This window comes from Pseudoxanthomonas sp. P4_B2 (assembly GCF_056402315.1).
Genome location: NZ_JBFUHQ010000002.1, coordinates 799915 through 824318, shown reverse-complemented (window position 1 = coordinate 824318; position 24404 = coordinate 799915). Strand labels below are relative to the sequence as shown.

At 62.0% G+C, this 24404-nt stretch carries 27 protein-coding genes; 21 read left to right on the top strand and 6 right to left on the bottom strand.

Features of this window, described 5'->3' with window-relative positions:
• Nucleotides 1-15: 15 nt before the first annotated feature.
• Nucleotides 16-486, top strand: coding sequence for a hypothetical protein (locus tag AC1DTQ_RS08255; RefSeq protein WP_477849029.1), 471 nt, complete (start codon nt 16-18; stop codon nt 484-486).
• Nucleotides 487-774: 288 nt separating this feature from the next.
• Here AC1DTQ_RS08255 and AC1DTQ_RS08250 read toward each other — a convergent pair whose 3' ends face one another.
• Nucleotides 775-1317 carry a DUF6630 family protein gene (locus AC1DTQ_RS08250; protein WP_477849028.1) on the bottom strand — a complete coding sequence of 181 codons (543 nt, stop codon included), beginning with the start codon at nt 1315-1317 and terminating at the stop codon, nt 775-777.
• A gap of 141 nt (nt 1318-1458) precedes the next feature.
• Here AC1DTQ_RS08250 and AC1DTQ_RS08245 point away from each other — a divergent pair, with 141 nt between their 5' ends.
• Entirely contained in the window at nt 1459-1737 is a 279-nt protein-coding gene (locus AC1DTQ_RS08245; protein ID WP_477849027.1) for a DUF4031 domain-containing protein, read from the top strand.
• A 136-nt stretch (nt 1738-1873) separates the two neighbouring features.
• On the opposite strand, the gene AC1DTQ_RS08240 is transcribed toward AC1DTQ_RS08245, so the two are convergent.
• Nucleotides 1874-3160, bottom strand: coding sequence for a DUF418 domain-containing protein (locus AC1DTQ_RS08240; protein ID WP_477849026.1), 1287 nt, complete (start codon nt 3158-3160; stop codon nt 1874-1876).
• 67 nt (nt 3161-3227) lie between these two features.
• Between AC1DTQ_RS08240 and AC1DTQ_RS08235 the strand changes: the two genes are divergently transcribed.
• Complete coding sequence (locus AC1DTQ_RS08235; RefSeq protein WP_477849025.1) at nt 3228-3470, top strand: DUF3297 family protein; 243 nt, start codon at nt 3228-3230, stop codon at nt 3468-3470.
• Nucleotides 3471-3540: 70 nt separating this feature from the next.
• Nucleotides 3541-5151, top strand: coding sequence for an MFS transporter (locus AC1DTQ_RS08230; protein ID WP_477849024.1), 1611 nt, complete (start codon nt 3541-3543; stop codon nt 5149-5151).
• Nucleotides 5152-5186: 35 nt separating this feature from the next.
• Here the strand turns inward: AC1DTQ_RS08230 and AC1DTQ_RS08225 are convergent, their stop codons facing one another.
• From AC1DTQ_RS08225 to AC1DTQ_RS08215, 3 genes are read right to left on the bottom strand one after another with little or no spacing between them, the layout of a single operon-like run.
• Entirely contained in the window at nt 5187-7136 is a 1950-nt protein-coding gene (locus tag AC1DTQ_RS08225; RefSeq protein WP_477849023.1) for an alpha/beta hydrolase family protein, read from the bottom strand.
• Nucleotides 7137-7181: 45 nt separating this feature from the next.
• Nucleotides 7182-7955, bottom strand: coding sequence for an ABC transporter permease (locus AC1DTQ_RS08220; RefSeq protein ID WP_477849022.1), 774 nt, complete (start codon nt 7953-7955; stop codon nt 7182-7184).
• Nucleotides 7952-8893, bottom strand: a complete 942-nt coding sequence (locus tag AC1DTQ_RS08215) for an ABC transporter ATP-binding protein (protein WP_477849021.1) — start codon at nt 8891-8893, stop codon at nt 7952-7954. The genes AC1DTQ_RS08220 and AC1DTQ_RS08215 overlap by 4 nt, the downstream gene beginning before the upstream one ends.
• Nucleotides 8894-9047: 154 nt before the next feature.
• Here AC1DTQ_RS08215 and AC1DTQ_RS08210 point away from each other — a divergent pair, with 154 nt between their 5' ends.
• The 3 genes from AC1DTQ_RS08210 to AC1DTQ_RS08200 all read left to right on the top strand — a co-directional run bounded on the left by AC1DTQ_RS08210 (nt 9048) and on the right by AC1DTQ_RS08200 (nt 11031).
• Nucleotides 9048-9425, top strand: coding sequence for a YciI family protein (locus AC1DTQ_RS08210; protein ID WP_477849020.1), 378 nt, complete (start codon nt 9048-9050; stop codon nt 9423-9425).
• Between the two features lie 95 nt (nt 9426-9520).
• On the top strand, nt 9521-10516 hold the full coding sequence (locus tag AC1DTQ_RS08205) for an aldo/keto reductase (RefSeq protein WP_477849019.1): 996 nt from the start codon (nt 9521-9523) through the stop codon (nt 10514-10516).
• Nucleotides 10517-10791: 275 nt separating this feature from the next.
• Entirely contained in the window at nt 10792-11031 is a 240-nt protein-coding gene (locus tag AC1DTQ_RS08200; protein WP_310092253.1) for a hypothetical protein, read from the top strand.
• Nucleotides 11032-11094: 63 nt separating this feature from the next.
• Here AC1DTQ_RS08200 and AC1DTQ_RS08195 read toward each other — a convergent pair whose 3' ends face one another.
• Nucleotides 11095-11481, bottom strand: a complete 387-nt coding sequence (locus AC1DTQ_RS08195) for a tautomerase family protein (protein WP_477849018.1) — start codon at nt 11479-11481, stop codon at nt 11095-11097.
• Nucleotides 11482-11625: 144 nt separating this feature from the next.
• Here AC1DTQ_RS08195 and AC1DTQ_RS08190 point away from each other — a divergent pair, with 144 nt between their 5' ends.
• The 14 genes from AC1DTQ_RS08190 (at nt 11626) to AC1DTQ_RS08125 (ending at nt 24354) form a co-directional block, all read left to right on the top strand.
• Entirely contained in the window at nt 11626-12039 is a 414-nt protein-coding gene (locus tag AC1DTQ_RS08190) for an RcnB family protein (RefSeq protein WP_477849017.1), read from the top strand.
• Nucleotides 12040-12285: 246 nt separating this feature from the next.
• Entirely contained in the window at nt 12286-14049 is a 1764-nt protein-coding gene (locus tag AC1DTQ_RS08185; protein ID WP_477849016.1) for a diguanylate cyclase domain-containing protein, read from the top strand.
• Between the two features lie 567 nt (nt 14050-14616).
• Complete coding sequence (locus AC1DTQ_RS08180; RefSeq protein WP_477849015.1) at nt 14617-15018, top strand: hypothetical protein; 402 nt, start codon at nt 14617-14619, stop codon at nt 15016-15018.
• Between the two features lie 96 nt (nt 15019-15114).
• Entirely contained in the window at nt 15115-15960 is an 846-nt protein-coding gene (locus tag AC1DTQ_RS08175; RefSeq protein WP_477849014.1) for an alpha/beta fold hydrolase, read from the top strand.
• A gap of 35 nt (nt 15961-15995) precedes the next feature.
• A complete protein-coding gene (locus AC1DTQ_RS08170; protein ID WP_477849013.1) occupies nt 15996-16373 on the top strand; it encodes a DoxX family protein in 378 nt (125 codons plus the stop codon).
• Entirely contained in the window at nt 16313-16936 is a 624-nt protein-coding gene (locus AC1DTQ_RS08165) for a pyrimidine dimer DNA glycosylase/endonuclease V (RefSeq protein ID WP_477849012.1), read from the top strand. The genes AC1DTQ_RS08170 and AC1DTQ_RS08165 overlap by 61 nt, the downstream gene beginning before the upstream one ends.
• Nucleotides 16870-17379 (top strand): hypothetical protein, encoded by a 510-nt coding sequence (locus AC1DTQ_RS08160; RefSeq protein ID WP_477849162.1) that lies wholly within the window; start codon nt 16870-16872, stop codon nt 17377-17379. Before AC1DTQ_RS08165 ends, AC1DTQ_RS08160 begins: the two co-directional genes overlap by 67 nt.
• Before the next feature lie 69 nt (nt 17380-17448).
• Nucleotides 17449-17826: a hypothetical protein gene (locus tag AC1DTQ_RS08155; protein WP_477849011.1), complete on the top strand. Its 378-nt coding sequence runs from the start codon at nt 17449-17451 to the stop codon at nt 17824-17826.
• 56 nt (nt 17827-17882) lie between these two features.
• Nucleotides 17883-18263, top strand: a complete 381-nt coding sequence (locus AC1DTQ_RS08150; RefSeq protein WP_477849010.1) for a VOC family protein — start codon at nt 17883-17885, stop codon at nt 18261-18263.
• Nucleotides 18264-18315: 52 nt separating this feature from the next.
• Nucleotides 18316-19068, top strand: coding sequence for a sulfite exporter TauE/SafE family protein (locus AC1DTQ_RS08145; RefSeq protein ID WP_477849009.1), 753 nt, complete (start codon nt 18316-18318; stop codon nt 19066-19068).
• Between the two features lie 214 nt (nt 19069-19282).
• Nucleotides 19283-20836 (top strand): alpha-N-arabinofuranosidase, encoded by a 1554-nt coding sequence (locus AC1DTQ_RS08140; RefSeq protein ID WP_477849008.1) that lies wholly within the window; start codon nt 19283-19285, stop codon nt 20834-20836.
• Between the two features lie 123 nt (nt 20837-20959).
• The gene (locus AC1DTQ_RS08135) at nt 20960-21346 is read left to right on the top strand and encodes a cupin domain-containing protein (RefSeq protein WP_310092276.1); all 387 of its coding nucleotides are present in this window, start codon (nt 20960-20962) and stop codon (nt 21344-21346) included.
• Between the two features lie 77 nt (nt 21347-21423).
• Entirely contained in the window at nt 21424-21696 is a 273-nt protein-coding gene (locus AC1DTQ_RS08130; protein ID WP_477849007.1) for a DUF4242 domain-containing protein, read from the top strand.
• Nucleotides 21697-21861: 165 nt separating this feature from the next.
• Complete coding sequence (locus AC1DTQ_RS08125) at nt 21862-24354, top strand: PAS domain-containing protein (protein ID WP_477849006.1); 2493 nt, start codon at nt 21862-21864, stop codon at nt 24352-24354.
• Nucleotides 24355-24404: the final 50 nt, after the last annotated feature.

Genomic DNA, 24404 nt, shown 5'->3' with positions numbered 1-24404 from the left:
GGGGAGTCGCATCACATGAACCAGAAGCTCAAAGCCGGTTCGGTGGAGCTGGAAATGGCGTTCATCGACTGGATCAAGCAGAACGCCTACCACCCCACTGAGGCGATCGACCATTTCATGGAACGATCCGAATACGTCCGCAATGCAGTGGATACGGTGGTCGAGCACGCGCGCAAGAAAATTGCCGAACGTACCCGCCAGCACTTGGCGCGGTTGGCCGAAGACACTGTGTTCACGGCCCAGTTCCCCATGATCTATGGCTGCAAGAACCTGGACGACAAAGACATGCGCTACACCGTCTCCCTGACCATCGGCGAGACCGAAGCCGAATGGGTCGGCAAGGTATGGGCCGACGGCGAATACCTGGGCGAAGTGCACGGCAGCGGCAGCGGCCCCAAGGCCAACTACATGGATCTGGCGCGCATGCACATCGAATCCCACATCCGCTGCGCGGGCCAGTTCAAGCCGCGCCTGCGCAAAAGCTGACCGGGTTTACGGGACAGATCGACAGGTGTAAAAAAAATATAGCGCGCCCGTCGCAATCGATTAACGGTTATGCGCCTACAAAGCAGCTCCGGCGGCGATCCTGCTAGCCGGCAACCGGCCACCGGCCACCAGGAGCCTCTTAATGAACACACGCACCAATCACGACCAGATCGGCGGCGACGAGGAAGAGTAAACCGCCTCCCCCAGTAGCGGAGTCCTGCCTGCGATGCTTGTAAGTTCCGCCGATCAGGCGGCAAACGCATCGCAGGCAGCCCGCTCCACGGGCGATCAGAACGAATCGCTGCCCGGCCGCAACTCGATGTTCAAGGCCACGGCCACCAGCCGCATCGCTTCGTCGTCGCGGCTGGAAGTGATCCAGCCGCCATAGTTGTCGCTGCCGGTATCCCAGGTCCACAGGGTATAGCCGCGTTCGCGCAGACGGTCGTAAGCGGTGGACATCAGCGCCGGCACATCGGTGTTGTCCAAGAAATCCTCATCCGAGGGATCGCCGCCCCAGTCGATCTCCAGGTTCCAGCGCCGCACCAGCTCGGTGACGCTGTCGATGAAGGATTCGCAGTCCTTCCAATCGACGAAGAAGCCGGAAGTCCAGTCGATCGCGTCTTTCAGCAGCCACACCGGCTCGGCGTCTTCGCCGGCTTCCTGTGTCGCCTCGCGGTAGTGCGAGAACTGACGCAAGGCGGTTTCCTCGTCGCCAGGATTGACCAGTAACAGCAACTGCCAGACCAGCGCCTCGGTGGTCAGCTCATCGGTATCTTCGATGTCTTCGGGATCGGCTTCGTGATCGCCGTAGTCGGCTTCGTTGTCGGGCATGTTCATAGGGGCGTGGAGGGACGATCAGGGTATCGATAGTGGCGCTTGGCGAAGGACTTGGAAAGCATTTCCTGGTCGGACTGCGGCCGGCCGGCGAAGCGGTCATTCGCGGATGTCCAGTAAGTGTGGAAAACTCGCCGCATGACCGTTTATGTCGACGATGCAGTGACCTGGTGGCGCGGCCAGCGTTGGGCGCACCTGATGGCCGACACGCTGGACGAACTGCACGTAATGGCCGCGCGGCTGGGCATGCCGCGGCGCGCCTTCCAGGACAAAACCAGCGGCGCGCACTACGACGTGACCGTGGAACTCCGCGAACAGGCGCTGCGGCTGGGTGCGGTGGCGATCTCGCGTCACACCGACCGCGAGCTGGTTCGTGCGGTGATCCGCAACGCCAAGACGCAAGCCACGCGGCCGTAGGGTGGGCCTGGGCCCACCATCGCCCTCCTCCAAATTGCATTGACTTCGAACGGAACGGTGGGCTCAAGCTCTATCGAATGAATATGGCCGCAAACGAAAGCATGGCAATGGTGGGCCCAGGCCCACCCTACCTCGCTCAGGATAGGGGAGACCGAGCCTCGGCATCGCGAGCTAAAGAAGACGAAGTCGCCGCAAGCCGCAAACCATCGCCCGCGTCCGTGTAACGCATGGGCTGCCGGCGGCCATAGGTCAACGAACGCCAGGCCCATTCCATCGGACCGAAGCGGAACCGCGCCAGCCACCAATGACTCAATGCGATTTGCGCAACGAAGATCGTTAGCCACGCCAAACCCCAGCCCGCCAAGCCCCAGCGTGGCCCGATACCCAAGCCGATGCCGTAGAACAATCCGACGCCGATCAGGCTCTGGCCGAGGTAATGGGTCAGGGCCATGCGTCCCATCGGCGTCAGTACACTCAGAGCGCGTCGCCACCACGGTCGCAGGAACAACAAGGCGAAACCGCTCGCATAGGCGACCCCCAATGCCAACGGGCCTGCGCGCAGCAGCACCCGGATCAGGAACTTGGGGGCTTCACTGTCCAGCAACGGATACTGTTGGCGCAAACCGGCCTGAGTAAACTGCAATACCGTCATCGCCACGCCGATGCCCAGACTCCACCAGAACAGCCGCGTGATCAGCGCTAGGTGCCGATGCGGATGCTGCAGCAGGCCACGACGCCCAGCCCAGTAACCCAGCAGGAAACGTCCGAGCACGAAGCAAAGCAGAGCCCAGTTGGAAACGCGCGCCCAGTTGGCCAGCTCGATATTGCCGCGCAAGGCTTCCGTTAACGACGGCGAAGAGAAGGCAGCCAGAGCGCCTGCATAGGCTTCCGCCTGCTTTGGCCATCCAGAAAGCAATTCCCGCATATAGGGAGAAAGCAGTGGCGGCGCCAGCAAGGCCAGCGTCAGCCCGGCCATCAGCAACACGCGATTGGACGCGTGGCGGAAGCACACCAACAGCAGTCCCACCACCGCATAAGTCAGCAGGATGTCGCCCCACCAGATGAAATAACTGTGGATCAGACCCATCGCCAGCAGGATCAGCAATCGGCGCACGAATCTTGCCAGGCCGCCCTTCGCCTGCGCCCGCTCCATCTGCAGCGAGAAGCCCAGGCCGAACAGCAGTGAGAACAGGGTGATGAACTTGATGTTGACCAGCAATTCCATCACCTGCAATGCAATGGCGTCGAATCCGGCGGTCGGCAGTTCCGCACGTGCGGCCTCGGGCAGGAATTCGTACAGGGTCAGCGAGGCCAGATTGACCATCAGCACGCCGCCCAGCGCAAAACCGCGCAAGGCGTCGATGAGGTCGTGGCGCTCTCGCGCCGGGGCGGGCAGCTCTGTCTGGGCAGCGTCGTCGGTCATAGGACAAGACTAAACCATGGCGCGCGTTTATCCTTTCGGATTCCATACGTGCATTACCGAGCCCGACATGACCGACACGCCTCCCGACCACCTGGCCATCAACCCCGCCAGTTCTTTCCACGATGCCGCCGCCATCGACCGCGGCGTGGGCATCCGCTTCAACGGCGTAGAGCGGGACAATGTGGAGGAATACAGCGTCAGCGAGGGCTGGATCCGCGTGCAGGTCGGCAAGTCCAAGGACCGCCGCGGCAATCCGATGACCATCAAGGTCAAAGGCGAAGTGGTCGCGTACTACCGCGATATCGCCTGAGACGGCCGTTTGCGCCTTCGCAGGCCGCGCCATTTGCTAGGCTGCGCGCACTCCAGACGCGCTTGATCCCATGAAAACCAGCGGTATCTCGTTCCACCACCCCTTCGCGTTCTGGTTCGGGTGCCTGCTGGTGCTGGCGGGAGTCCTGGCTCACGTACCGATGTTCATGATGGGCCAGCACACGCATTGGCAAATGGTCGGCATGCCGATGAGCATCGAAATGTGGATCGGCATGGCTCTGATTCCGGTCGGCCTGGCATTGTCGATGTACGGGCTGATGCCGCGTATGGAGCAGATGCGCAACACCGCGCAGCGCGCGCGCGACCATCGCTATTTCCATATCGCCGATGGTGTGCCGCTCAACCGTGCGCACTGGACGCTGGTGATCGTACTGATCGTGGCGCTGGCGGTGGATGTGATGAAACCGGCCACGCTTGGCTTCGTCATGCCCGGGATGAGCGCCGAGTACGAAATCACCAAATCGAAAGCCAGCCTGTTGGCGCTATTCGCATTGACTGGCACCACCGTGGGTTCGGTGCTGTGGGGACGCATGGGCGACTTGTTCGGACGTCGCGCGGCGATCCTGCTGTCGGCATTGATGTTCATGGGCACCGCGATCTGCGGAGCGATGCCGAGTTTCAACTGGAATCTGGCGATGTGTTTTCTGATGGGCGCCTCGGCGGGCGGCCTGCTGCCCATCGCCTTCACCCTGATGGCCGAAACCATCCCGGCCGCGCACCGCGGCTGGCTGCTGGTGGCGCTCGGCGGCATCGGCACTTCCGCCGGCTACCTGCTCGCCTCGGGCGCGGCGGCCCTCCTGGAGCCGATGTTCAGCTGGCGCGTACTGTGGCTGCTAGGCCTGCCGACCGGCGCGCTGATCGTGTTCCTCAACCGCTGGATCCCCGAATCGCCGCGCTTCCTTTCCAATGCGGGGCTGGAGAACGAGGCGCGTGCGGTGTTGAGCAAATTCTCCGGCGCATCCTCCGCGGCGATCGAGGCGGATAATTCGCCCGAAGCGGCCGGCAGCGTTATCGACGAACAGCACCCGGTGGTGGGCATGCGCCAACTGCTGCGCGGCCGCCACGCCAGCATCACCTGGGGCCTGCTGGTCTGCGGCGTAGCCTGGGGACTGGCGAACTTCGGCTTCCTGCTCTGGCTGCCCACCAATCTGGTGGAACTGGGCGTGGACGCCAAAGGCGCAAGCGCATTGCTGGCGCGTTCGGCCATCCTGGCGCTGCCCGGCATCGCCGTGGTGGTATGGCTGTACCACCGCTGGAGCAGCATCCGCGCGCTGGTGCTGTTCATCGCCCTGACCACGCTGTCGCTGCTGGCATTCTGCGCGATGAGCTGGATGCAGTTGCAGTCCCCCGCCGCGACCGTCGTCGCCACTGCAGCGCTGCTGATCAGCGTCAGCGGCGTGATCGCGACGCTGATTCCGTACGCGGCGGAAATCTACCCAGTGCACCTGCGCGCGACCGGTTCTGGCGTGGTCGCCGCCAGTTCCAAATTCGGCGGCATCCTGGGTGCCGGCTTGGGTGTGCTCGGCTTCTTCGAGAATTTCCTGCTGTCGGCGCTGCTCATCGCGCTGCCGATGGCGATCTCCGGTGCGATGCTGCTGCGCAGCGGCATCGAGACGCGCGGACACCGGCTAGAGGATATCCAGCGGGTTCTGTCCAAATAACCGTTAGCGCGGCTGCGGCCGTTGCCGCGCCTCGGTCATTTCGCCTTGGCGCCGCCCAGGTGTTGGGAAAGGAACGCCAGCAGCCGCGTGTAGTACTCGCGCCGATGCGGCTCGGTGAAGAAACCATGGCCCTCGCTCTTGAAATAGAGCGACTCGACCGGCACGCCTGCTTCCTTCAGCGCCTTTTCCATCCGGCGGGTGTGTTCGACGGGCGCACGCTCGTCCTGGCCTCCTGCGGCCAGGAACACCGGCGCCTTGATGCGTGCCGCGAGGTTCACCGGCGACACCTCGCCCAGCGCGTTGCGATCTCCTATCCAGTCGTTGGTCCAACTTTTCCAGGAACGGCTGTGCGCCGCATCGTCCTTGTGCATTTTCTCCAGGTCGTACACGCCCACATAGCCGACCGCGCATGCGTACAGGGTGGGTTCTTTTGCCGCCCCCATGAGCGCGGCATAGCCGCCATAGCTCGCCCCGTAGATACAGATGCGCGCCGGATCGGCCACCTGCTGCGCGATGGCCCAGCGGGTGGCATCGGTCAGGTCGTCCTGCATGGTTTTGCCCCACTGCCGGGCACCCGCGTTCTTATAGTCACGCCCGTAATTTCCCGATCCACGGAAATTGAGCCGCAGCACCGCATAACCCGCATCGGCGAGCATCTGGCTGTCATCGTCGAATTCCCACGCATCGAAGATCCCGAACGGACCGCCATACGGCAACACCACCAGAGGCAGCTGTTTTTCCTTGCCTAAAGGCAGGGTCAGGTACCCGTGCAACTTCATTCCATCCCGTGCGCTGACTTCGATGGCACGCGAAGCGGGCACCTTGGTCGGATCGAACCATTCGCGCCGACTGTAGAGCAGATCCGCGCTCTTCTTTTCGGTATCGAACAGATAGAAGTCGCCGTTATTGCGGTCGCTCCAGATGTTCAGCACAGCCAGGCGTCCATCGCGGGTCGTGGAAGTCACCGCGATCGCTTGGCCGGGGAACGCTTTTTCAAGGCCGCGGTAGAGACGCGCGGTCGGCGATGTGTCGTCGAAGAAGCGGCTACGGACTCTGTCGCTCATGAACCATACGCCCGCCGGTTCCTGCGAGCCCAGACGCTCGATCAGCGCCAAAGGGTCGGCGACCGGATCGCGGAGGAGTTGAGTGCGCGTGTCGGTCGCCGGGTCGTAGGCGAAGATCGCATCCGGACCGCCCGGTACTTGCGCCGTCAGGTAGGCCGTCTTCCCATCGACGGAAAAGCCCGAGGCGGTCATCACGATGCCACTTGCAGACTGGTCGTTGATCAGGCGCCAGTCCTGACCTCGGGCTTCACGGTAGTAAAGTTTTCTGACGTTGTCGTAGCCCGAGCCATGCGCGAACCTCACCTCGCCGGCGCTGTCTACGGCGAACGAAGCATTGCGCACAGGCGCGGAGGCGACCAGTGTCCGACGGCGATTGTAGATGTCCATCTTCTCGACGTAGGTCAGCGGATCGGTGGTCAAGCGCATTGACGACACCAAGATGTTGCGCTCGTCACCGGCTAGTGGATCGATCATGAACACGGCCGGATCTGCGGTCATACGAATCTTGCCGCCGATGCCGATCATGTCATCGATACCGCGGGGGCTAGCCAGCAGCATGCCCTTGGTGCCGTCTGCATTGACCGCATGCAGTTCGCCGGTCGCATAAGGCGCATCATGCGTGCCCAGGCGCTGCGCCATCGCGACCACGACGCGTTCATCGTTGGCCCACCAGAAATCGTCGACCAGCGAATGCTCGCCGCCTATGGCCTTGGCGGTGATGGTCTTGTCCGAACGCCGCATGATCGCCACGGCCGTGCGGTCTTCGAGCGGGATGGTCACCGCCAGATATTCGCCGGTCGGAGAAATCTTGACTTCCTCGTATCGGTCCTGCTTAAGGTAGGCGTCGAGATCCACCTGCGCCAAAGCCGGCGCAGCTAACAGCCACGCGGCCAGCAAGACCAGCGCATTCCGCTTCCCCATCGATTCTCTCCCCTGGCCGTTGCGGCCCCGGGTCATTAGAACCGATCAGGATTTCAGCTTCCAGCCGGTCTTGAAGATCCACCACACCACCGCCAGGCACAGCGCCAGGAAGCCGAGGATGGCGGCCAGGCTGATGCCGACATTGACGTCGGCCACGCCGTAGAAACTCCAGCGGAATCCGCTGATCAGATAAACGACAGGATTGAACAGGGTGATCTTCTGCCATACCGGCGGCAGCATGCTAATGGAATAGAACGCGCCGCCGAGGAAAGTCAGTGGTGTCACCACCATCAGCGGGATCACCTGCAGTTTCTGGAAGTCGTCGGCCCACAGCCCGATGATGAAACCGAACAGGCTGAAGGTCACCGCGGTCAGCAGCAGGAAGCACAGCATCCAGAACGGGTGTGCGATTTCGTAGGGCACGAAGATGCGCGCGGTGACCAGGATCAGGATGCCCAGGATCAGCGATTTGCTGGCCGCCGCGCCCACATAGCCGATCACCACCTCGATGTACGACACCGGCGCCGACAGCAGCTCGTAGATGGTGCCCGCCCATTTGGGCATATAGATGCCGAACGAGGCGTTGGAGATGCTTTCGTTCAACAGCGACAGCATGATCAGGCCGGGAATGATGAAGGCGCCGTAGCTGATGCCGTCGATGTCGCCCATGCGCGAACCGATCGCCGCGCCGAACACCACGAAATACAGCGATGTGGACAGCACCGGCGAGGCGATGGATTGGGTGATGGTGCGGAAGGTGCGCGCCATTTCGAAGCGGTAGATCGCACGGATCGCGTGCCAATTGAGGAGCCTACTCATGCGCGCGCCTCCTGCTTGCCCGCGTGCACCAGGCTGACGAATATTTCCTCTAGCGAGCTCTCGCTGGAATGCAGGTCCTTGAAGTCGATGCCCAGCTCGCCAAGGCGCTTCAGCAACGTAGCGATTCCGGTTTCCTCGGTCTGCGTATCGAAGGTATAGACCAGCGCATGGCCTTCGTCGGTCAGTTCCAGCGCAAGCGCGGACAGTTCGTCGGGAAGGCGTTGCAAAGGAGTCTGCAACTGCAGCGTAAGCTGCTTCTTGCCGAGCTTGCGCATCAGCACGTGCTTGTCCTCGACCAAGATCAGTTCGCCTTTGCTGATCACGCCGATGCGGTCGGCCATTTCCTCGGCCTCTTCGATGTAGTGCGTGGTCAGGATGATGGTCACCCCACTCTCGCGCAGCTTGCGCACCATTTCCCACATATCGCGGCGCAGCTCCACGTCGACGCCGGCGGTGGGTTCGTCCAGGAACAGGATGGTCGGCTCGTGCGATAGCGCTTTGGCGATCAGCACCCGGCGCTTCATGCCGCCGGACAGCGTCATGATCTTGCTGTCCTTCTTGTCCCACAGCGACAGGTCGCGCAGGACTTTTTCCAGATACTGCGGATTCGGCGGCTTGCCGAACAGGCCGCGGCTGAATTTCACCGTGGCCCACACCGTCTCGAACGCGTCGGTGGACAGTTCCTGCGGCACCAGACCGATCTTGCTGCGCGCGGCGCGATAGTCGCGCACGATGTCGTGGCCGTCGGCGGTCACACTGCCGGAGCTGGCGTTGACGATGCCGCAGACGATGCTGATCAGAGTGGTCTTGCCGGCGCCGTTGGGGCCCAGCAAGGCCAGGATCTCGCCCTTGCGGATCTCCAGATCCACCGACTTGAGCGCTTGGAACCCGGACGCATAGGTTTTGCTGAGTTTGTTGATTGAAATGATGGATTGCACGGCATTCCCGCATTGACGCGACGAAGTGCGTGAATCCTACCGGAGCCGGGCTGCCGTCGCTGTCCCGCATACGGGAAGATGAATCCCTGTGCATGCGCAGCTTGACCTCGCGGCGGGCAACCGGTACTTGTGGCAGCCCTTATTGGAGGTCGCCATGCAGCAGTTCCTGGTCCTGATCTACAACGACGAAACCCTGCTCGAAGCGATGCCCGCGGGCGAGTTCGACCGCACCATGCACGGCTGCTTCGTCCATGCCGACGAGTTGCGCGCCCAGGGCAAGCTGAAGGACTCCCTGCAGCTCGAAGCCGCCTCCACCGGCAAGACCGTACGCATCCGCAACGGCAAGACCAGCGTCGTCGACGGCCCGTTCGCCGAGACCAAGGAAATTCTGGGCGGCTTCAATCTGATCGAAGCGGCCGATATCGACGAAGCGGTGCGCATCGCGGCCGAGTTCCCTTGGGCCGCGACCGGCTGCATCGAAGTGCGGCCGGTGCGCGACATCGATGCGGTGCGCAGGCGCGTGGGCGCCTGATCCCAAACCCCACCGCTGTCGACAGCGCGCAGGGCTTAACGAATATTGTCGGTCGCGAAATCCACAATGCGGTTCCCCCGCAAAGAGATTTCGCAATGAAGACACGCACGCTTGGCCGCAACGGCCCCGAAGTTTCCGCCCTTGGCCTGGGCTGCATGGGCATGAGCGCCTTCTATGGCGGACGCGGCGACGAAGCCGATGCAATCGCCGTGATCCATCGCGCGCTGGAGTTGGGCCTAACCCTGCTCGACACCGCCGACATGTACGGCCCGCACACCAACGAGAGACTGGTAGGCAAGGCTATTGCCGGTCGTCGCAAGGATGTGTTCCTGGCGACCAAGTTCGGCATCCAGATGGATCCCAACGATCCCGCCGCGCGCGGCATCAACGGCCGGCCCGAGTATGTGATCGCTGCCTGCGACGGCAGCCTGAAACGGCTGGGCGTGAATCACATCGATCTGTACTACCAGCACCGCGTGGATCCTACCGTACCGATCGAGGACACGGTCGGCGCGATGTCGCGGCTGGTGGAACAGGGCAAGGTGCGTTTCCTGGGCCTGTCCGAAGCCTCCGCCGAAACCGTGCGCCGCGCGCATGCCGTGCATCCGATCACCGCGCTGCAGAGCGAGTATTCGCTGTGGTCTCGGGATCCGGAATCCAATGGCGTATTCGACGCCGTGCGCGAACTGGGCATCGGCTTCGTGCCTTACTCGCCGCTGGGTCGCGGTTTCCTCACCGGCGCGATCAAATCGCCGGAAGATTTCGATGCCGACGACTACCGACGTCAGTCGCCACGGTTCCAGGGCGACAACTTCGCCCGCAACCTGCAACTGGTCGATCAAGTGAACGTGCTGGCCCGCGACAAGGGCATCACGCCCGGACAACTGGCGTTGGCCTGGGTGCTGGCGCAAGGCGAGGACCTGGTGCCGATTCCGGGCACCAAACGCATCAAGTACCTGGAGGAAAACCTGGGCGCGCTGGAAGTCAGGCTGGATGCCGACGACTTGGCCAGGATCGAGGCGATCTTCCCGGCCGACGCGGCCGCGGGCATGCGCTATCCGGAGGCCATGATGGGCGCACTGAACCGCTAACTCGCGCTGATAGGGTGAGAAAGGTGTTGCGATTGCCGTTGCAACGCAAGGGCCGGTGCGAAAGCGGTCGCCGCCAGCAAAACGCTCCCTCTCGCCCAAGGTGGCGAAGCCCTGCAGCGTCATCAGAAGCGGTTAAACCTCCTGTTTAGTCCCGGCGCCCGGCGCAACGATCACACCGTCCTGCCGTCTAAAGGCGCATAGTGGGGGCGGAAGTCGCGTTGGGCGGCCTCCGACCCGGAGGCATGACGCCTCCGCCGCCCCGCAGGAGGGGATTGATGAAAGCGAAGAAAACCAGTGGCAAGGGACCGGCCCCCAAGGGACCGCCCGCCGGCAGCGACGGCAATCCGCATAAGCGCCTGGAAAGCGAGCGTATCGCCAGCGACATTGCCGATTACGAAAAATCCGGCGGCAAAGTAGAAAAGCTGGGCGTGACCCGCGTGCTGCAGACCGTGGCCCCGGCGCAGAAAGGCGAAGTCCCCAAATCCGCGCCTTCGGTGCGGCCGCGTTCGCGTTAGCGCGCGCGATGACCGCCATGCTTCCGCATGGCGGCCTGGAATCGGCAACCGGCAGCCGACCGCTTAAAGATCCGCGTACTGCGCCTCGCCGTTGCCGAACGACCAGTTCTCCTTCACCACTTCCACCAGGTTGATAAACACATCCTCCCTACGCAGGCCGAGCCGTGCATGCAAGCCGTCGGCGACCGCGCGGTAGAAGTCCTTCTTCATCTGCACGCTGCGGCCGGCATTGAGGGTGACTTGGATCAGCACGCATTCGGCGCTGCGCTGGATGCCCAGGTAGCGCTCATCGATGAACAACGTGCCCGGCTTGTGCTCGGCGATGACCTGAAAGCGGTCGTCGGCAGGCACATTCAACGTCGCTCGCATCGCGTCGTAGACGACCTCGCCTAGACCGGCAAGGTAATCGGCGGACTTGCCTTCCAGCAGATCGACTCGTACGAACGGCATAAGGTTTCTCCAGCGCAAACGCAGACAGGGCGGGGCTGCCATCCTCGAACCTGAACGCGTGCGCGGTCAATCGTCAGCAAAAAGATCCCTGTTCAGGTAAGCGCGCCTAGCCTGGCTGTGCACCAACCCACAGGGAGTCTCATCATGAAACGACTGCTGCTCACCACCTCCATCGCCGTCCTGCTGCTGTCTTCCGCCGCGGCCATGGCGCGCGATCATGGCAAGGACAAGCACGACCGCTACGACGACGATCGCTATGGTTACAACGACCGCCGCGACCGCGATGACGACGACCGCTACGACCGCCGCTATGACGATCGTCGCCACGATGACCGCCGTCACGATAACGGCCGCCACCTGGGCCAGATCAAGCACGGTTATCGCCGCGGCATGCACGCCCCGGTGGTCTACCTGCAGCCGCGCTATTACGTGACCGACTATCGTCGCTACCATCTGGCCGCACCGCCGCGTGGCTATCGCTGGGTACGCCCGGCGGATGATCGCTATCTGCTGGTGGAAGTCGCCAGCGGCCTGATCTCGCAGGCACTGGGCTACTGAGCCGGCGCCGGTGACGATTGGCAACATAAAAGCCCCGCCCAGGCGGGGCTTTTTCATGTGCGGCGTTGCAACAGGTGAGGTGATGGAAGCCGCACTTTCCCATTGCCCCGGTGGACGCCGGCCATCACATGCGTTGACATGGGCTTCGATAAGCTTCCGGTGCCGCACTGGGCGGGATGTCCACTGTTGAACGACGACACGTCCTCACAATCGCACCGCAGCCGGCTCTGGCGGGACCGGCTGCTCATGGCCTTGCTTATCGGCGTCACGGCCTGGGTCTCTTTGAAAGTCGCCCGCTTGCCTGGCGAGGTCTCCGCGGTTTGGGTGAGCAGCGGCATCTTTGTCGGCTGGCTGCTGTCGCGCCGGACCGCACTCTGGCCGGGTTACGTCGCCGTCGGTTTCGCCGCCGAACTGGTAGTGCGGCTGCTGTCCGGCGACGGCGTGGGCCTCGCCCTCGCGCTCAGCGCCTTCAATCTGCTCGAAGTGCTGATCGTCGCCGGCGTGGTTCGGCGACTTGTCCCGGATATCGGCAATCCCACTCGCTGGCTGGGTCTGGGAGCCATCGCCACCAGCAGTACGTTGGCGGCCTGCGCCGTCTCCGGCGTGCTTGCCAGCGCAGTGGTGTCCCTCGCCTCCCACACCCCGTTCCTGACCACCTTCCTGATCTGGTACTCGGCGCACGTGGTCGGCATGGTGATTGTGGCGACGCTGACGCTGGTGGCCCATCGCAAGGGCATCGGCCTGAGCGATGTTCCTGGGCAGCGCTGGATTTTCCTGGGCGACATGCTGCTGATCGCCGCAGTCTGCGCCGTGGTGTTCTACCAGACCAGTTATCCGCTGCTGTTCCTGGTCTATCCGCCGTTGCTGTACGGGGTTTTCCGGCATCGCTTCGCCGGCGTGGTGGTCGGCATCTCGTTGTTGGCCATCATCGGCGGCATCGCCACCGCGCTGGGCTATGGGCCGCTGGCCTTGGTGCACGACAGCAATATTATCCAACGCACCATCTTGTTGCAGTTGTTCGTCGGCACCGCCTGCCTGATGAGTTTCCCGGTGGCGCTGAGCATGGCCGAACGCGCTCGGCTGACGGCCCGCGTACGCGAGAGCGAACTGCGCTACCGGATGCTGGCCGATTATTCGCACGATGTGGTGGTGCGGATGCGTGCGGATGGGCAACGGCTCTATGTTTCTCCGTCGGCGCGGGACATTCTGGGCTGGGAACCGGCAGAGCTTCTGCAGCCCAGCGAGATTCTGGTGCATCCCGACGACTACGCCGTGCAGCAGCAGACGATCGCCTCGGTGCTCGCCTCGGGCCATCCGGTCACCGCGATCTACCGCTTGCGCCACAAGGACGGGCACTACGTTTGGATGGAAGCTGCGGCGCGTTCCATTCCCAGTGCCGATGGCGGCGCTGCGATGGACATCATCTTCGCCGGTCGCGACGTCTCCCAGCGCGTGGCCGCCGAGCAGGCATTGCGGGAAAGCCGCAATGAGCTGGAAGCGCTGGCGCGCCTGGACAGCCTCACCGGACTGGCCAATCGCCGCCAGTTCGACGAGCGGCTGACGCATGCACTGGGTCGGCCGCGGCGGCAGGGCCTGGCGGTGGCACTGATGTACATGGACATCGATCATTTCAAGGAGGTCAACGACAGTTACGGCCATGCGGCGGGCGACGAGGTGCTGCGCATCTTCGGCCAGCGCCTCAGCGCCTGCGTGCGTTCGGGCGATTTGGTGGCGCGGTTGGGCGGCGATGAATTCGTGGTGTTGATCGAGGATCTGTCGGCGCCGGCAACCGCCGAAATGATCGCCCGCAAGCTGATCGAGTCGATGGGCGAAGGCATTGCGGTGGGGGATTCGATGCTGCATGTGACCACCAGCATCGGCATCGCCTATTCGGTGCACCCGGCCGTGGCCAAGACCCTGACCGCCGCCGCCGATGCGGCGTTGTACGCGGCCAAGAAGGCTGGCCGGAACACCTGGCAATTGCTGCCGACCGACGACGCGCGCCCCTAGCCGCTACCTGTTTTGTAGGAGCGACGCGAGTCGCGAAGCCCTCACCCTCTTCCGTCCACATCACTCATGCAATCCATCGCAGCTAGCAGCGTCCGAATGCGGATCGCATGGCCGGGGTGGAAAGCCGGCGAGTTACCGCAGGTGGAAGTGCAGACGAAAATGCTCGTGCTTACCCAAAAATTCTTCGATTAACCGATGCTTCACTTCCGGAGGACTATTGGTTGCCCTCTATATCGATGTCTAACTAAAGAATGTAGAGATAGGCCGAAAAAATCCCGTTCCATCGAGATCGGAGAACTGAAAATGTCCAGCCAAGCCTTCTGCAAAGTAGCTGCTGCAATCTTTGGTATTGTTGCGTTGGCCCATGTCGCTAGATTGGCGCTCGACGTGCCCATCCAGATTGGCACAACGCTCATTCCTATGTGGGTTTCTTGGCCTGGGCTTCTTCTAGCCGGCGGACTCAGCGTTTGGGGCTTCCGCTCCGGTTCTTAGCAACCCACTCTAGGCATTCATTCAAGCCGAAGCCGCTTCCGAATTGGCCGCAATTAATACCCTAGGTGCAATCACATGACACTCCCACTTGCCGCATGCTCGCAGCAATCCACGCCTTCTCCTACTCTTGCTGCCGGCCCCTTCATTGGCGTCGACCTTTCAATGCTTCCGTTAGAGCATCGGCGAATCATCGAAGAGGCCTCGGAAGATTTCCGTGCCGTCGTTGAAGGCAGAAAGCCCATCCATGCCAAGTTCGATAGCGATGCGCCGCTGCCGAGCGATGGAGGAACCACCTTCTACCAGGGAAATGGCTACCACCTAACGATCTCCACAAGCCTTTCCAGTTTTGGTGAGTTCAATGGCATCGCCTATGGACCCATCCTCCGTTTTGACGACAAATTCGCGCCCGGCAATACAAATCTCATCAGCGACATACGCGTTTACTCCAATGATGAGCTGCGCAAGCTTCTTGGGTGACTGGCATGGTTCCGACGAATCTTTACGCGCCGATAACGGAGACGATGGCTGACTGACCGCCGGTATCTCAACTCCACCAAACAAGGGGAGTGCACCATGATATTCGCAAAAGTCCAGGGGGCGGAGATCGCAGCCCGATCCACGGGCGATGCTTCGCTGCCCGCGCTGATTTTGCTGCATGGCTGGCCACAATCGAGTCGCGCATTCGAGAACGTGCTGCCGGAATTAGGTATCGACCATTTCGTGCTTGCGTTTGATCCGCCCGGCATCGGAGCTTCGCATGGCGTCCTGCCATCGGCGGAGAAAACCGTGATTGCCGGCGCTCTGCTCGACGCGGCCGAGCAACTCGGAGCCAAGGACATTCTGTTTGCCGGTTACGATGTGGGCGGCATGATCGCGTACGCTGCCGCACGCGATCATGCGGACAGGATTTCTGGCGCTATGGTGATGAATACGGTACTTCCCGGCATCGCGCCTTGGGAAGAGATCCTCGCCGATCCGCGTATTTTCCACTTCGCGCTGCATGCGCTTCCGGCGCTACCGGAAATATTGGTTTCTGGACGCCAGCGCCAATATTTTGACTTCTTCTACGACTTCATGGCCGGCGACAAGGCCGCGATCACAGAAGAGGCTCGAAATGAGTATACGGCGGCGTATCAGCGCCCGGAATCCCTCACCGCTGGATTCGATTGGTACCGAGCAATGGCCGACGACGCCAAGCACAACGCGCATAAGAAACAAATAGAAGTTCCTATCCTGTACGTACGCGGCGATGCGGATGGTCGAAAGCCCGACGATTATCTACCTCCGATTCGGGAAATGGGCGCGCAGAACATCGAAGGCAAGATAATCCCCGGCGGAGAGTACGTAGCCGAGGAAGCTCCGGAGCAGTTGATTGCGGCAATCCGCGAATTTCGAAGGAGATGTTTGTCCACACGTTGAATTGTTCGTTCAAGCTCAGACGTCGGGTTGCGGCCATGCAAATAGAAGCTCAAGCGATACTGTGGTTCATCGGTCGCCTGTTATTGGGTGGCTTGTTCGTCGTTGGCGGTATTCACCACTTCTTCACTCTCCCTGCCATCACTCAAGCGATTTCGGCGCGTGGCGTTCCTGCGGCCAGATTTGTCTTGCTGTTCGGCACGGTGTTTCAGATCTTGGCCGGCCTGGCACTGATCTTCGGTTTCTATACAACCTGGGCCGCTTTGGGCTTGGTCGCTTTTACCATTGCAGCATCCGTCTTGCTGGTCAATTTCTGGAGCATGGAGGGCCAGGCGCGCGACAATGCCCTGCATATATGGCAATCCAACCTCGCCATCATCGGCGGGCTGCTTGTCACGGTGGCGCATTCGCTCTAATAGTGCGGGCTCGCTCTAACAACACAACCAAGCCGGAGTACCGCTTTGCGGATTCGGCTCAATACAAGGGTGGGCGCTATCGCATGCGGCTCTGGACATTGCATCCCAAGTATCTGGACCCACAAGGCTTGGTCGCGCTATGGCGCGAGGCTTTGCTAGCGCGCGCCGTCCTGCGCAATGAAACACGGGGGTACACGCGCCACCCTCAGCTCGAGCGCTTTAAGGCGCATGCATCGCCACGTCTGGCGATTAATGCATATCTGGCGGCGGTCCACGCCGAAGCGACTTCGCGCGGCTACGCGTTCGATCGCACCAAGATCGGGCCCGTGCGGCCGGTCGCGCCAATTTCGGTGAGCCGCGGGCAAGTGGCTTACGAATGGGAGCACCTCCTGCAAAAACTCGCCGCCCGCAGTCCGGCGCTCTTCGCGCGGTGGCGCGGACTCGGCAAGCCGATATGCCACCCGCTATTTCATCCTGGCCCCGGACCGGTGGCATCATGGGAGCGAGCGCCGGTGGCGCCCGGCAACTCATTCAAGCCGAAACCGTCTCGCGGATCGGCTTGATTCATGCATTTGCGCCGCAAGCCTGCTTGCACGGGTCTGCGGCAGCTCAACAGGGGAGAGCGCAAGTGGAGAATCCGTACCAGGCACCTAAGGCGCCCGTATTCAAGAAGTTGGAGCCGAGCATGGGATTGGACGACGTCGCCTCCGGGCAGAAGCTCATCATCTACGCCATCTTGCTGTATTTTCTGTGCGCCGCTTTGAAGGCTGTGCTCGGCCCATTAGTGTTGCTGCCAATACTGATCTGTCTCGGCCTGTCTTGGACCGGCATCTACAAGATTTCGCGTGGCCTGGAGTATCCAATGTGGATAAGGATCTTCCTTTTGGTGCTCATGCTGATTCCGTTGGTCGGTCTTTTAGCGCTTCTCGTGCTCAGCTCAAGGGCGACCTCGAAACTCAAGGCAGCGGGCTACTCGGTTGGGCTTCTTGGCGCTCGCGACTATTGAGGCAATAGGCCATAGCACCTCACCCGGCCGAGCTCGGCTCACGGATCGGCTCAATGCTGGAGTTGCCGCATGAAAATTTACCGGGTGATTTTCGTCCTCTTTCTTGCGGCAGCCGCAATTCCCGCTTCGGCGACCAGCACGAGGTGCGTATTCGAGGGATCGAACGACTCTTCGTCTTACAGCATTGAATTCATCGGCTATGGAGAAATTTCGATGATTCAAATGAACTTGCCTACGGGCCCACGCAGTCTTCCCGCGGGCTCATACGAGGTCTTGGATTTCGAAGAACGGAAAAGCAAGATCAATCTAGCCTATCGCAACCCGGCGACCCCAGTCTTCCGCCCTCTTTCGCCCTTGAAGGCGTGGCTAACGATGTTCGCATGCATGTCGATGAAGAGCGCATCGTCGGCGAGCTCCATTGTGATTCCTGAAAACGGGAAGCAATAATCGGCAACTCATTCAATCGCACCCAATCGTTCGAACTCAAGCTTGAGAGAAAAGCCATGCATCATTCCCGACTCTGCGCGCTGCTGATCGACTGTAATACGCCCGATATCGATCATGCCGCCAACTTCTGGGCCGAGGCATTGGGGCGCGCTATCGACTCCGATCACCCGGGCACTCGCGGCAATTACCGCATGCTGGAGACGCCGGCCGATGAGCCTATCGTGCAGATCCAGCGCGTCGACCATGAAAGCAGAGTCCACATCGACATCGAGACCGACGACATTCCTGCCGAAGTGGCTCGCCTCGAAGAACTCGGCGCCAAGGTGGTCGACCGCTTGGAGCGATGGGTGGTAATGCAGGCGCCGACCGGACAACGGTTCTGCGTAGTCCGCATCCAGCGCCCAGGATTTCCCAAGAATGCGAACGCGTGGGCCTGAATCGCCTAGCCACGAATCCGCTCGTGGGACCTAATTCAGGCATGCCCAGTCCTTGACAGATACCGCTCTCCTCGCGCTATTCATCGCCCTGGTTTTCACCGCGGCGGGCTTCGTGAAAGGCGTTGTCGGCATGGGCCTTCCGACGTTTGCGATGGGGCTGCTCAGCCTTGCGATGCTGCCCGCCCATGCGGCCGCGATCCTGATCGTTCCTTCGTTGGTCACCAACCTCTGGCAACTTCTCGCAGGTCCCAACTTCGTCGCTTTGCTTCGGCGTTTGGCGCCCATGATGCTCACACTCTGCGTGGGCACGGGGATCGGCATCGGCATCCTCACCGGCGCGTCTTCGTCCACGGCTAGCGCAGCGCTTGGCGCCATTCTGGCGCTTTATGGCGTCGTAAGTCTTGTCGTTCGCCGCTTCGCCGTTCCCGCCAAAGCGGAACCCTGGTTGTCGCCCTTGGTCGGCGTGCTGACGGGCGTAATCACCGGCGCCACGGGAGTGTTCGTCATTCCCGCCGTGCCTTACCTGGGCTCTCTTGATCTGACCAAGGACGAACTTATTCAGGCCTTGGGCTTGTCTTTCACCATCTCAACCCTCGCGCTGGCGGCGGCGCTTGCACTGACCGGCCACTATGAACTGACCGAGGCCGGCAATTCGCTACTCGCCGTTCTTCCTGCGCTTGCCGGCATGTATCTCGGACAGCGCGTGCGCGACAAACTGCATCCCGAAGCGTTCCGTCGTTGGTTCCTTGCTGGCCTCACCGTGCTGGGGCTCTACATGCTGTTGAGAGCGCTGCTGCCCGCTTAGGCCGGGGCGAACGAAGCGAACCGATCCCCTCGCCTCCAGTCCGTGGATTCTCCAAGCCGGGCACTGCACCCGAACGAAAAATCGCCTATACCTATAAGAAAATCGCTTGTACCTATGCATCGACAGCGGCAGGCGACGCGGGCGACACTCCGGCGGAAGAAAGCATCGTCGCGCATCGACAGAAAACAGCGACCTCCACAGAGACAGAAACCTCATGCTAAAGATCTTCACCGCCACGGCAGCCGTTCTCGCCCTTCTGAGTGCCGAGCCCAGCGCCGCGGCCACGCTGCAGGCCAAGGCCACTCTGCATGCTGACCAGCCTGGCGCCCAGATCAGCCGCAATATCTACGGCCAATTCTCCGAGCATTTGGGCGGCGGAATCTATGACGGCATCTGGGTCGGCGAGAACAGCTCCATTCCCAACGTCCGCGGCATCCGCACCGATGTGGTCGAGGCTCTGAAGGCCATCAAGACGCCGATGGTGCGCTGGCCCGGCGGATGTTTCGCCGATGAGTACCTTTGGCGCGACGGCATCGGCCCCCGTGACCGGCGCCCCGTGCGCAAGAACAACTGGTGGGGCGGTGCCGCCGAGACCAATGCCTTCGGCACCCATGAATTCATGGATTTCGTGGAACAGATTGGCGCCGAGGCCTATATCTCCATCAACGTCGGCAGTTCGACCCCGACCTACATGCGCGAATGGATCGAGTACATGACTTCTCCCGGCCAGGACACTCTGGCCCAGGAGCGGCGCAAGAACGGGCGCGACAAACCCTGGAAGGTCGCGCTATGGGGCATAGGCAACGAAAACTGGGGTTGCGGCGGCAACATGACGCCGGAGTATTACGCTAACGAGCTGCGCCGCTTCGGCAGCTTCTTCCATCAAGGCGAGGACAACCCCGGCCTGCGTGTGGCCACCGGCCCCAGCGGCGACGACACCCGCTGGACCGAAGTGTTGATGAAGGACTCCAGCAAGTTCATGGACGCCCTCAGCCTGCACTACTACACGCTGCCCACGGGCGACTGGAAGACCAAGGGCGCCGCCACCGGTTTCACCCAGCAGGAATGGGTCGACACCTTCGCTCAGACCCTGAAGCTGGATGACTTCATCAAACGCCATTCGGCGATCATGGATACCCACGATCCGGAAAAACGCGTGGGCTTGTACGTCGACGAATGGGGCACCTGGTACGACGTCGAAAAAGGCACCAACCCGGGCTATCTGTACCAGCAGAACACCTTGCGCGACGCGGTGCTGGCGGCGGCCAATCTCAACATCTTCCACCAACACGCCGACCGCGTGCGCATGACCAGCGTCGCCCAGACCATCAACGTGCTGCAATCGATGATTCTCACTGACGGCGGCAAGATGGCGCTGACTCCTACCTACCACACCTTCAAGATGTACGTACCGTTCCATGACGCGACTTCGCTGCCGCTGGAACTGAACACGCCGGACTTCAGCGCCGGCGGCAAATCCATTCCCGCGATCAACGCTTCCGCAGCGCGCGCCAAGGACGGCAAGATCTATATCGGCATCGCCAACATGGATCCGCAGGACCGCGTGAACCTGGACATCGATCTGGGCGGTTTGAAGGCCAAAACGGTGTCGGGCCAAGTGCTGACCGCGGACAAGATGGACACCCACAATATCCCGGGACAACAGCCGAATCTCGTCCCGGCGTCTTATACCGGCGGCAAGCTCGGTGAAGGCAGGCTCAAGCTCGACATTCCGGCCAAATCGGTAGTGGTGATCAGGCTCGACTGAAGCCAACGAAGCGGTTGTAGGCCCTTGCCTGGCCGATGGAGGCGTTGCGCGGCGTTGGTTGAGGAGTAGGCAGGACGACTGCGATCCATCGCCTCCACCACGTCCGCAATGGAGGAGCCCGCCATGCGAATCGCCAAGAACGATATCCCGGTCCGTATCGAAATACCGGGTGCGACGGCGCGACAGACGATGGACTTCGGCGATGCCTCCGGTTACGGCAGGATCGGTGGCGAATACTTTTCCCTGGGTGCCGGCACGGATATCGCACCACTGCTGCAAGGCCTGGAAGGCGACTTGTGCCAGTCGCCGCACTGGGGCTATCTGCTGCAGGGCGAAGTCACCGTCACCTACGCCGACGATAGCCAGGAAGTGGTCAACGGCGGGGACCTGTTCTATTGGCCACCCGGCCATACGATAAAAGTCGGCAAAGATGCCGAGGTTATCCTGTTCAGTCCCCAGCACGAGCACAACCAAGTCATCGACCACATGCTGGAAAAGATGGCGGGCTGAACGCAAAAGGCGCGAGTCTGGCCGACGGCGGCATTGCATGGCGTTGGTTTCTGAGGGGACTTCTTGGAGAAACCACCATGCCGAAGTACGTAATCGAACGCGACATCCCCGGCGCCGGCAAGTTGTCGGCCGAGGAACTCAAGAACATTTCGCAGACTTCCTGCGCGGTATTGAACGACATGGGCCCGCAGATCCAGTGGATCCACAGCTATGTCACCGGCGACAAGATCTACTGCCTGTATCGCGCACCGAACGAGCAGATGGTCCGCGATCACGCGCAGCAAGGCGGCTTTCCCGCCAATCGCGTTTCCGAAGTCATCGCCACCATCGATCCGACCACCGCGGAGTAACGAAGCTCGGTACGGAGGCCGTCCGAGGCCACGACCGCTACGCGATTCACGCCGGAAGAAAGCGTGAAAAGTCCTGCTGCATAGAGAAAAGTTGAACCACATACGACCTTTTCACGGCAAGTCGGGCATAACATGGACTCGTCCGATCCTTCTCCGGGGAAGCCGATGACCTCGCCCGCTGCCGAGAAACAGCCGCTCGCCTTTCTGCAAGGTGGCGGCGAAATGGGCGAGCGCATGCGGGCCTTCGACTGGACGTCCACGCCGCTGGGCGTGCCCGAGACCTGGCCCGTGCAGCTGAAGACCGCGGTGCGACTGCTGCTTTCGACTCGGCACCCGATGTTCATCTGGTGGGGTCCGCAGCTGATCCAGTTCTACAACGACGCCTACGCACGCTCAATCGGGCCCGAACGCCACCCCGGCGCCCTGGGCCAGCGCGGCCGCGAATGCTGGAATGAAATCTGGGACATCATCGGTCCGCAGATCGAACAGGTGATGGAAGGACGCGGCGCCACCTGGAACGAAAACGCACGGGTTCCGATCACGCGCAACGGCGCACATGAAGACGTGTACTGGACCTACAGTTACAGCCCCATCGACGAACCCGACGCGCCGCACGGCGTAGGCGGCGTGCTGGTGATGTGTTCGGAAACAGGCGAGCAGGTCCTCGCTGAGGGCAAGCACCTGGCCGAACGCGACCGGCTGAAAGAACTGTTCCAGCAGGCGCCGGGGTTCATGGCGCTGCTGGACGGACCGCAACACGTCATCGAGATGGTCAACCCCGCTTACCTGCAGCTGATCGGCAATCGCGAAGTGGTGGGCAAGACGGTGGCCGAAGCGCAGCCCGATGCGGTGAAGCAGGGCTATCTGGACCTGCTGGACGAGGCGTATCGCAGTGGCAAGGCGTTCTCCACCACCGGCGCGAGATACGAGGTCAGCAATGCGCCGGGCACCGCACCGATCGAGCGCTACATCGATTTCGTCTACCAGCCCATTGCCGATGCGGAGGGCAAGGTGACCGGCATCTTCGTGGAAGGTTTCGACGTGACCGGCGCGCATGCCGACGCCGACGCCGTGCGCGAGCTTTACGACACGCTGGAGCAGCGTGTGGCCGATGCGATGGCCGAGCGCAATATCCTGGCCGACCTGGTGGAGTTTTCCGACACCCACATCCTGGCCATCGACCTGTGCTACTACGTGCTGGCCGTCAACAATTCCTATTCCGACGAGTTCGAGAGGATCTACGGCCACCGCCTGAAGGTCCATGACAACCTCCTGGAAATGCTCAAGGGCGATCCGGTGCGCGCCGAGCGCATGCGCGGATTCTGGAATCGCGCGATCAGCGGCGAGGATTTCCATGTTCCGGAGACGTTCGATTCGCCCACCGAAGGCAAGCGTTACTACGACGCGCGCTTCAACGCATTGAGGGACCGCAGCGGCAAGCAGGTCGGCGCGTTCGTGGTGGTGTACGACGTGACCGACCGCGCCAGCGAGCAGGCGCGTCTGGCCGAAGCCGAGGCGCGCGTGCAGCAGGCGCAGAAGATCGAGGCGATCGGTCAGCTGACCGGCGGCGTGGCGCACGACTTCAACAACTTGCTGATGGTGATCTCTGGCGGACTGGAGGTCATGGACTCCCTGGCGCCGGCGCGCCGCGAAAAAGTGATCGCCGGCATGCGCCAGGCGGTGGAGAAAGGCGCCGGCCTGAGCCGCCAGCTGCTGGCGTTTTCGCGCCGCCAGCCGTTGCGTCCGGAGCCGGTGAACTTGGCGCGCAAGATCGGCGGCATGCGCGAGATGCTGGATCGCAGCCTGCGCGGCGATGTGCATGTGGAGGTGGCTTTCGACGCGGGCCTGTGGCCGGTGGAAGTGGATCCCGGCCAGCTGGAACTGGTGATGCTGAACCTGGCGGTCAACGCGCGCGACGCGATGCCCGGCGGCGGCACCATCCGCATCGGCGGCCGCAACGCGCCCGCCTTGAACGACGAAGAGTTGTTCGGCGACTACGTGGAGTTATCCATCGCCGATACCGGCACCGGCATGATGCCCGAGGTGTTGGCGCGCGTGTTTGAGCCGTTCTTCACCACCAAGGATATCGGCAAGGGTTCCGGATTGGGGCTGGCGCAGGCGCACGGCTTCGCCAAGGCGTCGCGCGGCGCGGTGCGGATCGAGAGCGAACCGCGCAACGGCACCACGGTCTTCCTGTACCTGCCGCGCACCGACAAGTCGCCCATCGATGCAAAAGAGCAGGAAACGGAAACGCCGGACCGCAACGAAGTGCAGGCGCAGGGATCGTTGCTGTTGGTGGAGGATGACGATGAAGTGGCCGCGCTGACCGGCGAAATGCTGGCCACACTGGGTTACGAAGTGACGCGGGTGGAGAATGCCGATGCCGCACTCGGCGCGTTGGCTGGTGAGAAATCCTTCGGTGTGGTGTTCTCCGATGTGATGATGCCGGGCCAGTTGGACGGTATCGACCTGTCGCAGGAGATCCGACTGCGTCGTCCAGGACTTCCGGTCGTCCTCACCACTGGCCACGTGGAAGCGGCGAAGCAGAAAGCCGAGGCGCTGGGGCTTTCCGTGCTGCCCAAGCCGTATCGGCTGCAGGAACTGGAAGCGGCGCTAGGCGATGCGCGCAAGCATGCGCGGGACCCATCGCTGGCCTGATATCCCCTGCATGAGCGACGCGAGTCGCGAAGCTCCACAGGGTGGCCGTC

Bases quoted from the DNA above. Each gene is read 5' to 3' on its own strand.
- AC1DTQ_RS08255 (WP_477849029.1), top strand. From the start codon at position 16: ATGAACCAGAAGCTCAAAGCCGGTTCGGTGGAGCTGGAAATGGCGTTC.
- AC1DTQ_RS08250 (WP_477849028.1), bottom strand. From the start codon at position 1,317: ATGCCCGACAACGAAGCCGACTACGGCGATCACGAAGCCGATCCCGAA.
- AC1DTQ_RS08245 (WP_477849027.1), top strand. From the start codon at position 1,459: ATGACCGTTTATGTCGACGATGCAGTGACCTGGTGGCGCGGCCAGCGT.
- AC1DTQ_RS08240 (WP_477849026.1), bottom strand. From the start codon at position 3,160: ATGACCGACGACGCTGCCCAGACAGAGCTGCCCGCCCCGGCGCGAGAG.
- AC1DTQ_RS08235 (WP_477849025.1), top strand. From the start codon at position 3,228: ATGACCGACACGCCTCCCGACCACCTGGCCATCAACCCCGCCAGTTCT.
- AC1DTQ_RS08230 (WP_477849024.1), top strand. From the start codon at position 3,541: ATGAAAACCAGCGGTATCTCGTTCCACCACCCCTTCGCGTTCTGGTTC.
- AC1DTQ_RS08225 (WP_477849023.1), bottom strand. From the start codon at position 7,136: ATGGGGAAGCGGAATGCGCTGGTCTTGCTGGCCGCGTGGCTGTTAGCT.
- AC1DTQ_RS08220 (WP_477849022.1), bottom strand. From the start codon at position 7,955: ATGAGTAGGCTCCTCAATTGGCACGCGATCCGTGCGATCTACCGCTTC.
- AC1DTQ_RS08210 (WP_477849020.1), top strand. From the start codon at position 9,048: ATGCAGCAGTTCCTGGTCCTGATCTACAACGACGAAACCCTGCTCGAA.
- AC1DTQ_RS08205 (WP_477849019.1), top strand. From the start codon at position 9,521: ATGAAGACACGCACGCTTGGCCGCAACGGCCCCGAAGTTTCCGCCCTT.
- AC1DTQ_RS08200 (WP_310092253.1), top strand. From the start codon at position 10,792: ATGAAAGCGAAGAAAACCAGTGGCAAGGGACCGGCCCCCAAGGGACCG.
- AC1DTQ_RS08195 (WP_477849018.1), bottom strand. From the start codon at position 11,481: ATGCCGTTCGTACGAGTCGATCTGCTGGAAGGCAAGTCCGCCGATTAC.
- AC1DTQ_RS08190 (WP_477849017.1), top strand. From the start codon at position 11,626: ATGAAACGACTGCTGCTCACCACCTCCATCGCCGTCCTGCTGCTGTCT.
- AC1DTQ_RS08185 (WP_477849016.1), top strand. From the start codon at position 12,286: ATGGCCTTGCTTATCGGCGTCACGGCCTGGGTCTCTTTGAAAGTCGCC.
- AC1DTQ_RS08180 (WP_477849015.1), top strand. From the start codon at position 14,617: ATGACACTCCCACTTGCCGCATGCTCGCAGCAATCCACGCCTTCTCCT.
- AC1DTQ_RS08175 (WP_477849014.1), top strand. From the start codon at position 15,115: ATGATATTCGCAAAAGTCCAGGGGGCGGAGATCGCAGCCCGATCCACG.
- AC1DTQ_RS08170 (WP_477849013.1), top strand. From the start codon at position 15,996: ATGCAAATAGAAGCTCAAGCGATACTGTGGTTCATCGGTCGCCTGTTA.
- AC1DTQ_RS08165 (WP_477849012.1), top strand. From the start codon at position 16,313: ATGGCAATCCAACCTCGCCATCATCGGCGGGCTGCTTGTCACGGTGGC.
- AC1DTQ_RS08160 (WP_477849162.1), top strand. From the start codon at position 16,870: ATGGGAGCGAGCGCCGGTGGCGCCCGGCAACTCATTCAAGCCGAAACC.
- AC1DTQ_RS08155 (WP_477849011.1), top strand. From the start codon at position 17,449: ATGAAAATTTACCGGGTGATTTTCGTCCTCTTTCTTGCGGCAGCCGCA.
- AC1DTQ_RS08150 (WP_477849010.1), top strand. From the start codon at position 17,883: ATGCATCATTCCCGACTCTGCGCGCTGCTGATCGACTGTAATACGCCC.
- AC1DTQ_RS08140 (WP_477849008.1), top strand. From the start codon at position 19,283: ATGCTAAAGATCTTCACCGCCACGGCAGCCGTTCTCGCCCTTCTGAGT.
- AC1DTQ_RS08135 (WP_310092276.1), top strand. From the start codon at position 20,960: ATGCGAATCGCCAAGAACGATATCCCGGTCCGTATCGAAATACCGGGT.
- AC1DTQ_RS08130 (WP_477849007.1), top strand. From the start codon at position 21,424: ATGCCGAAGTACGTAATCGAACGCGACATCCCCGGCGCCGGCAAGTTG.
- AC1DTQ_RS08125 (WP_477849006.1), top strand. From the start codon at position 21,862: ATGACCTCGCCCGCTGCCGAGAAACAGCCGCTCGCCTTTCTGCAAGGT.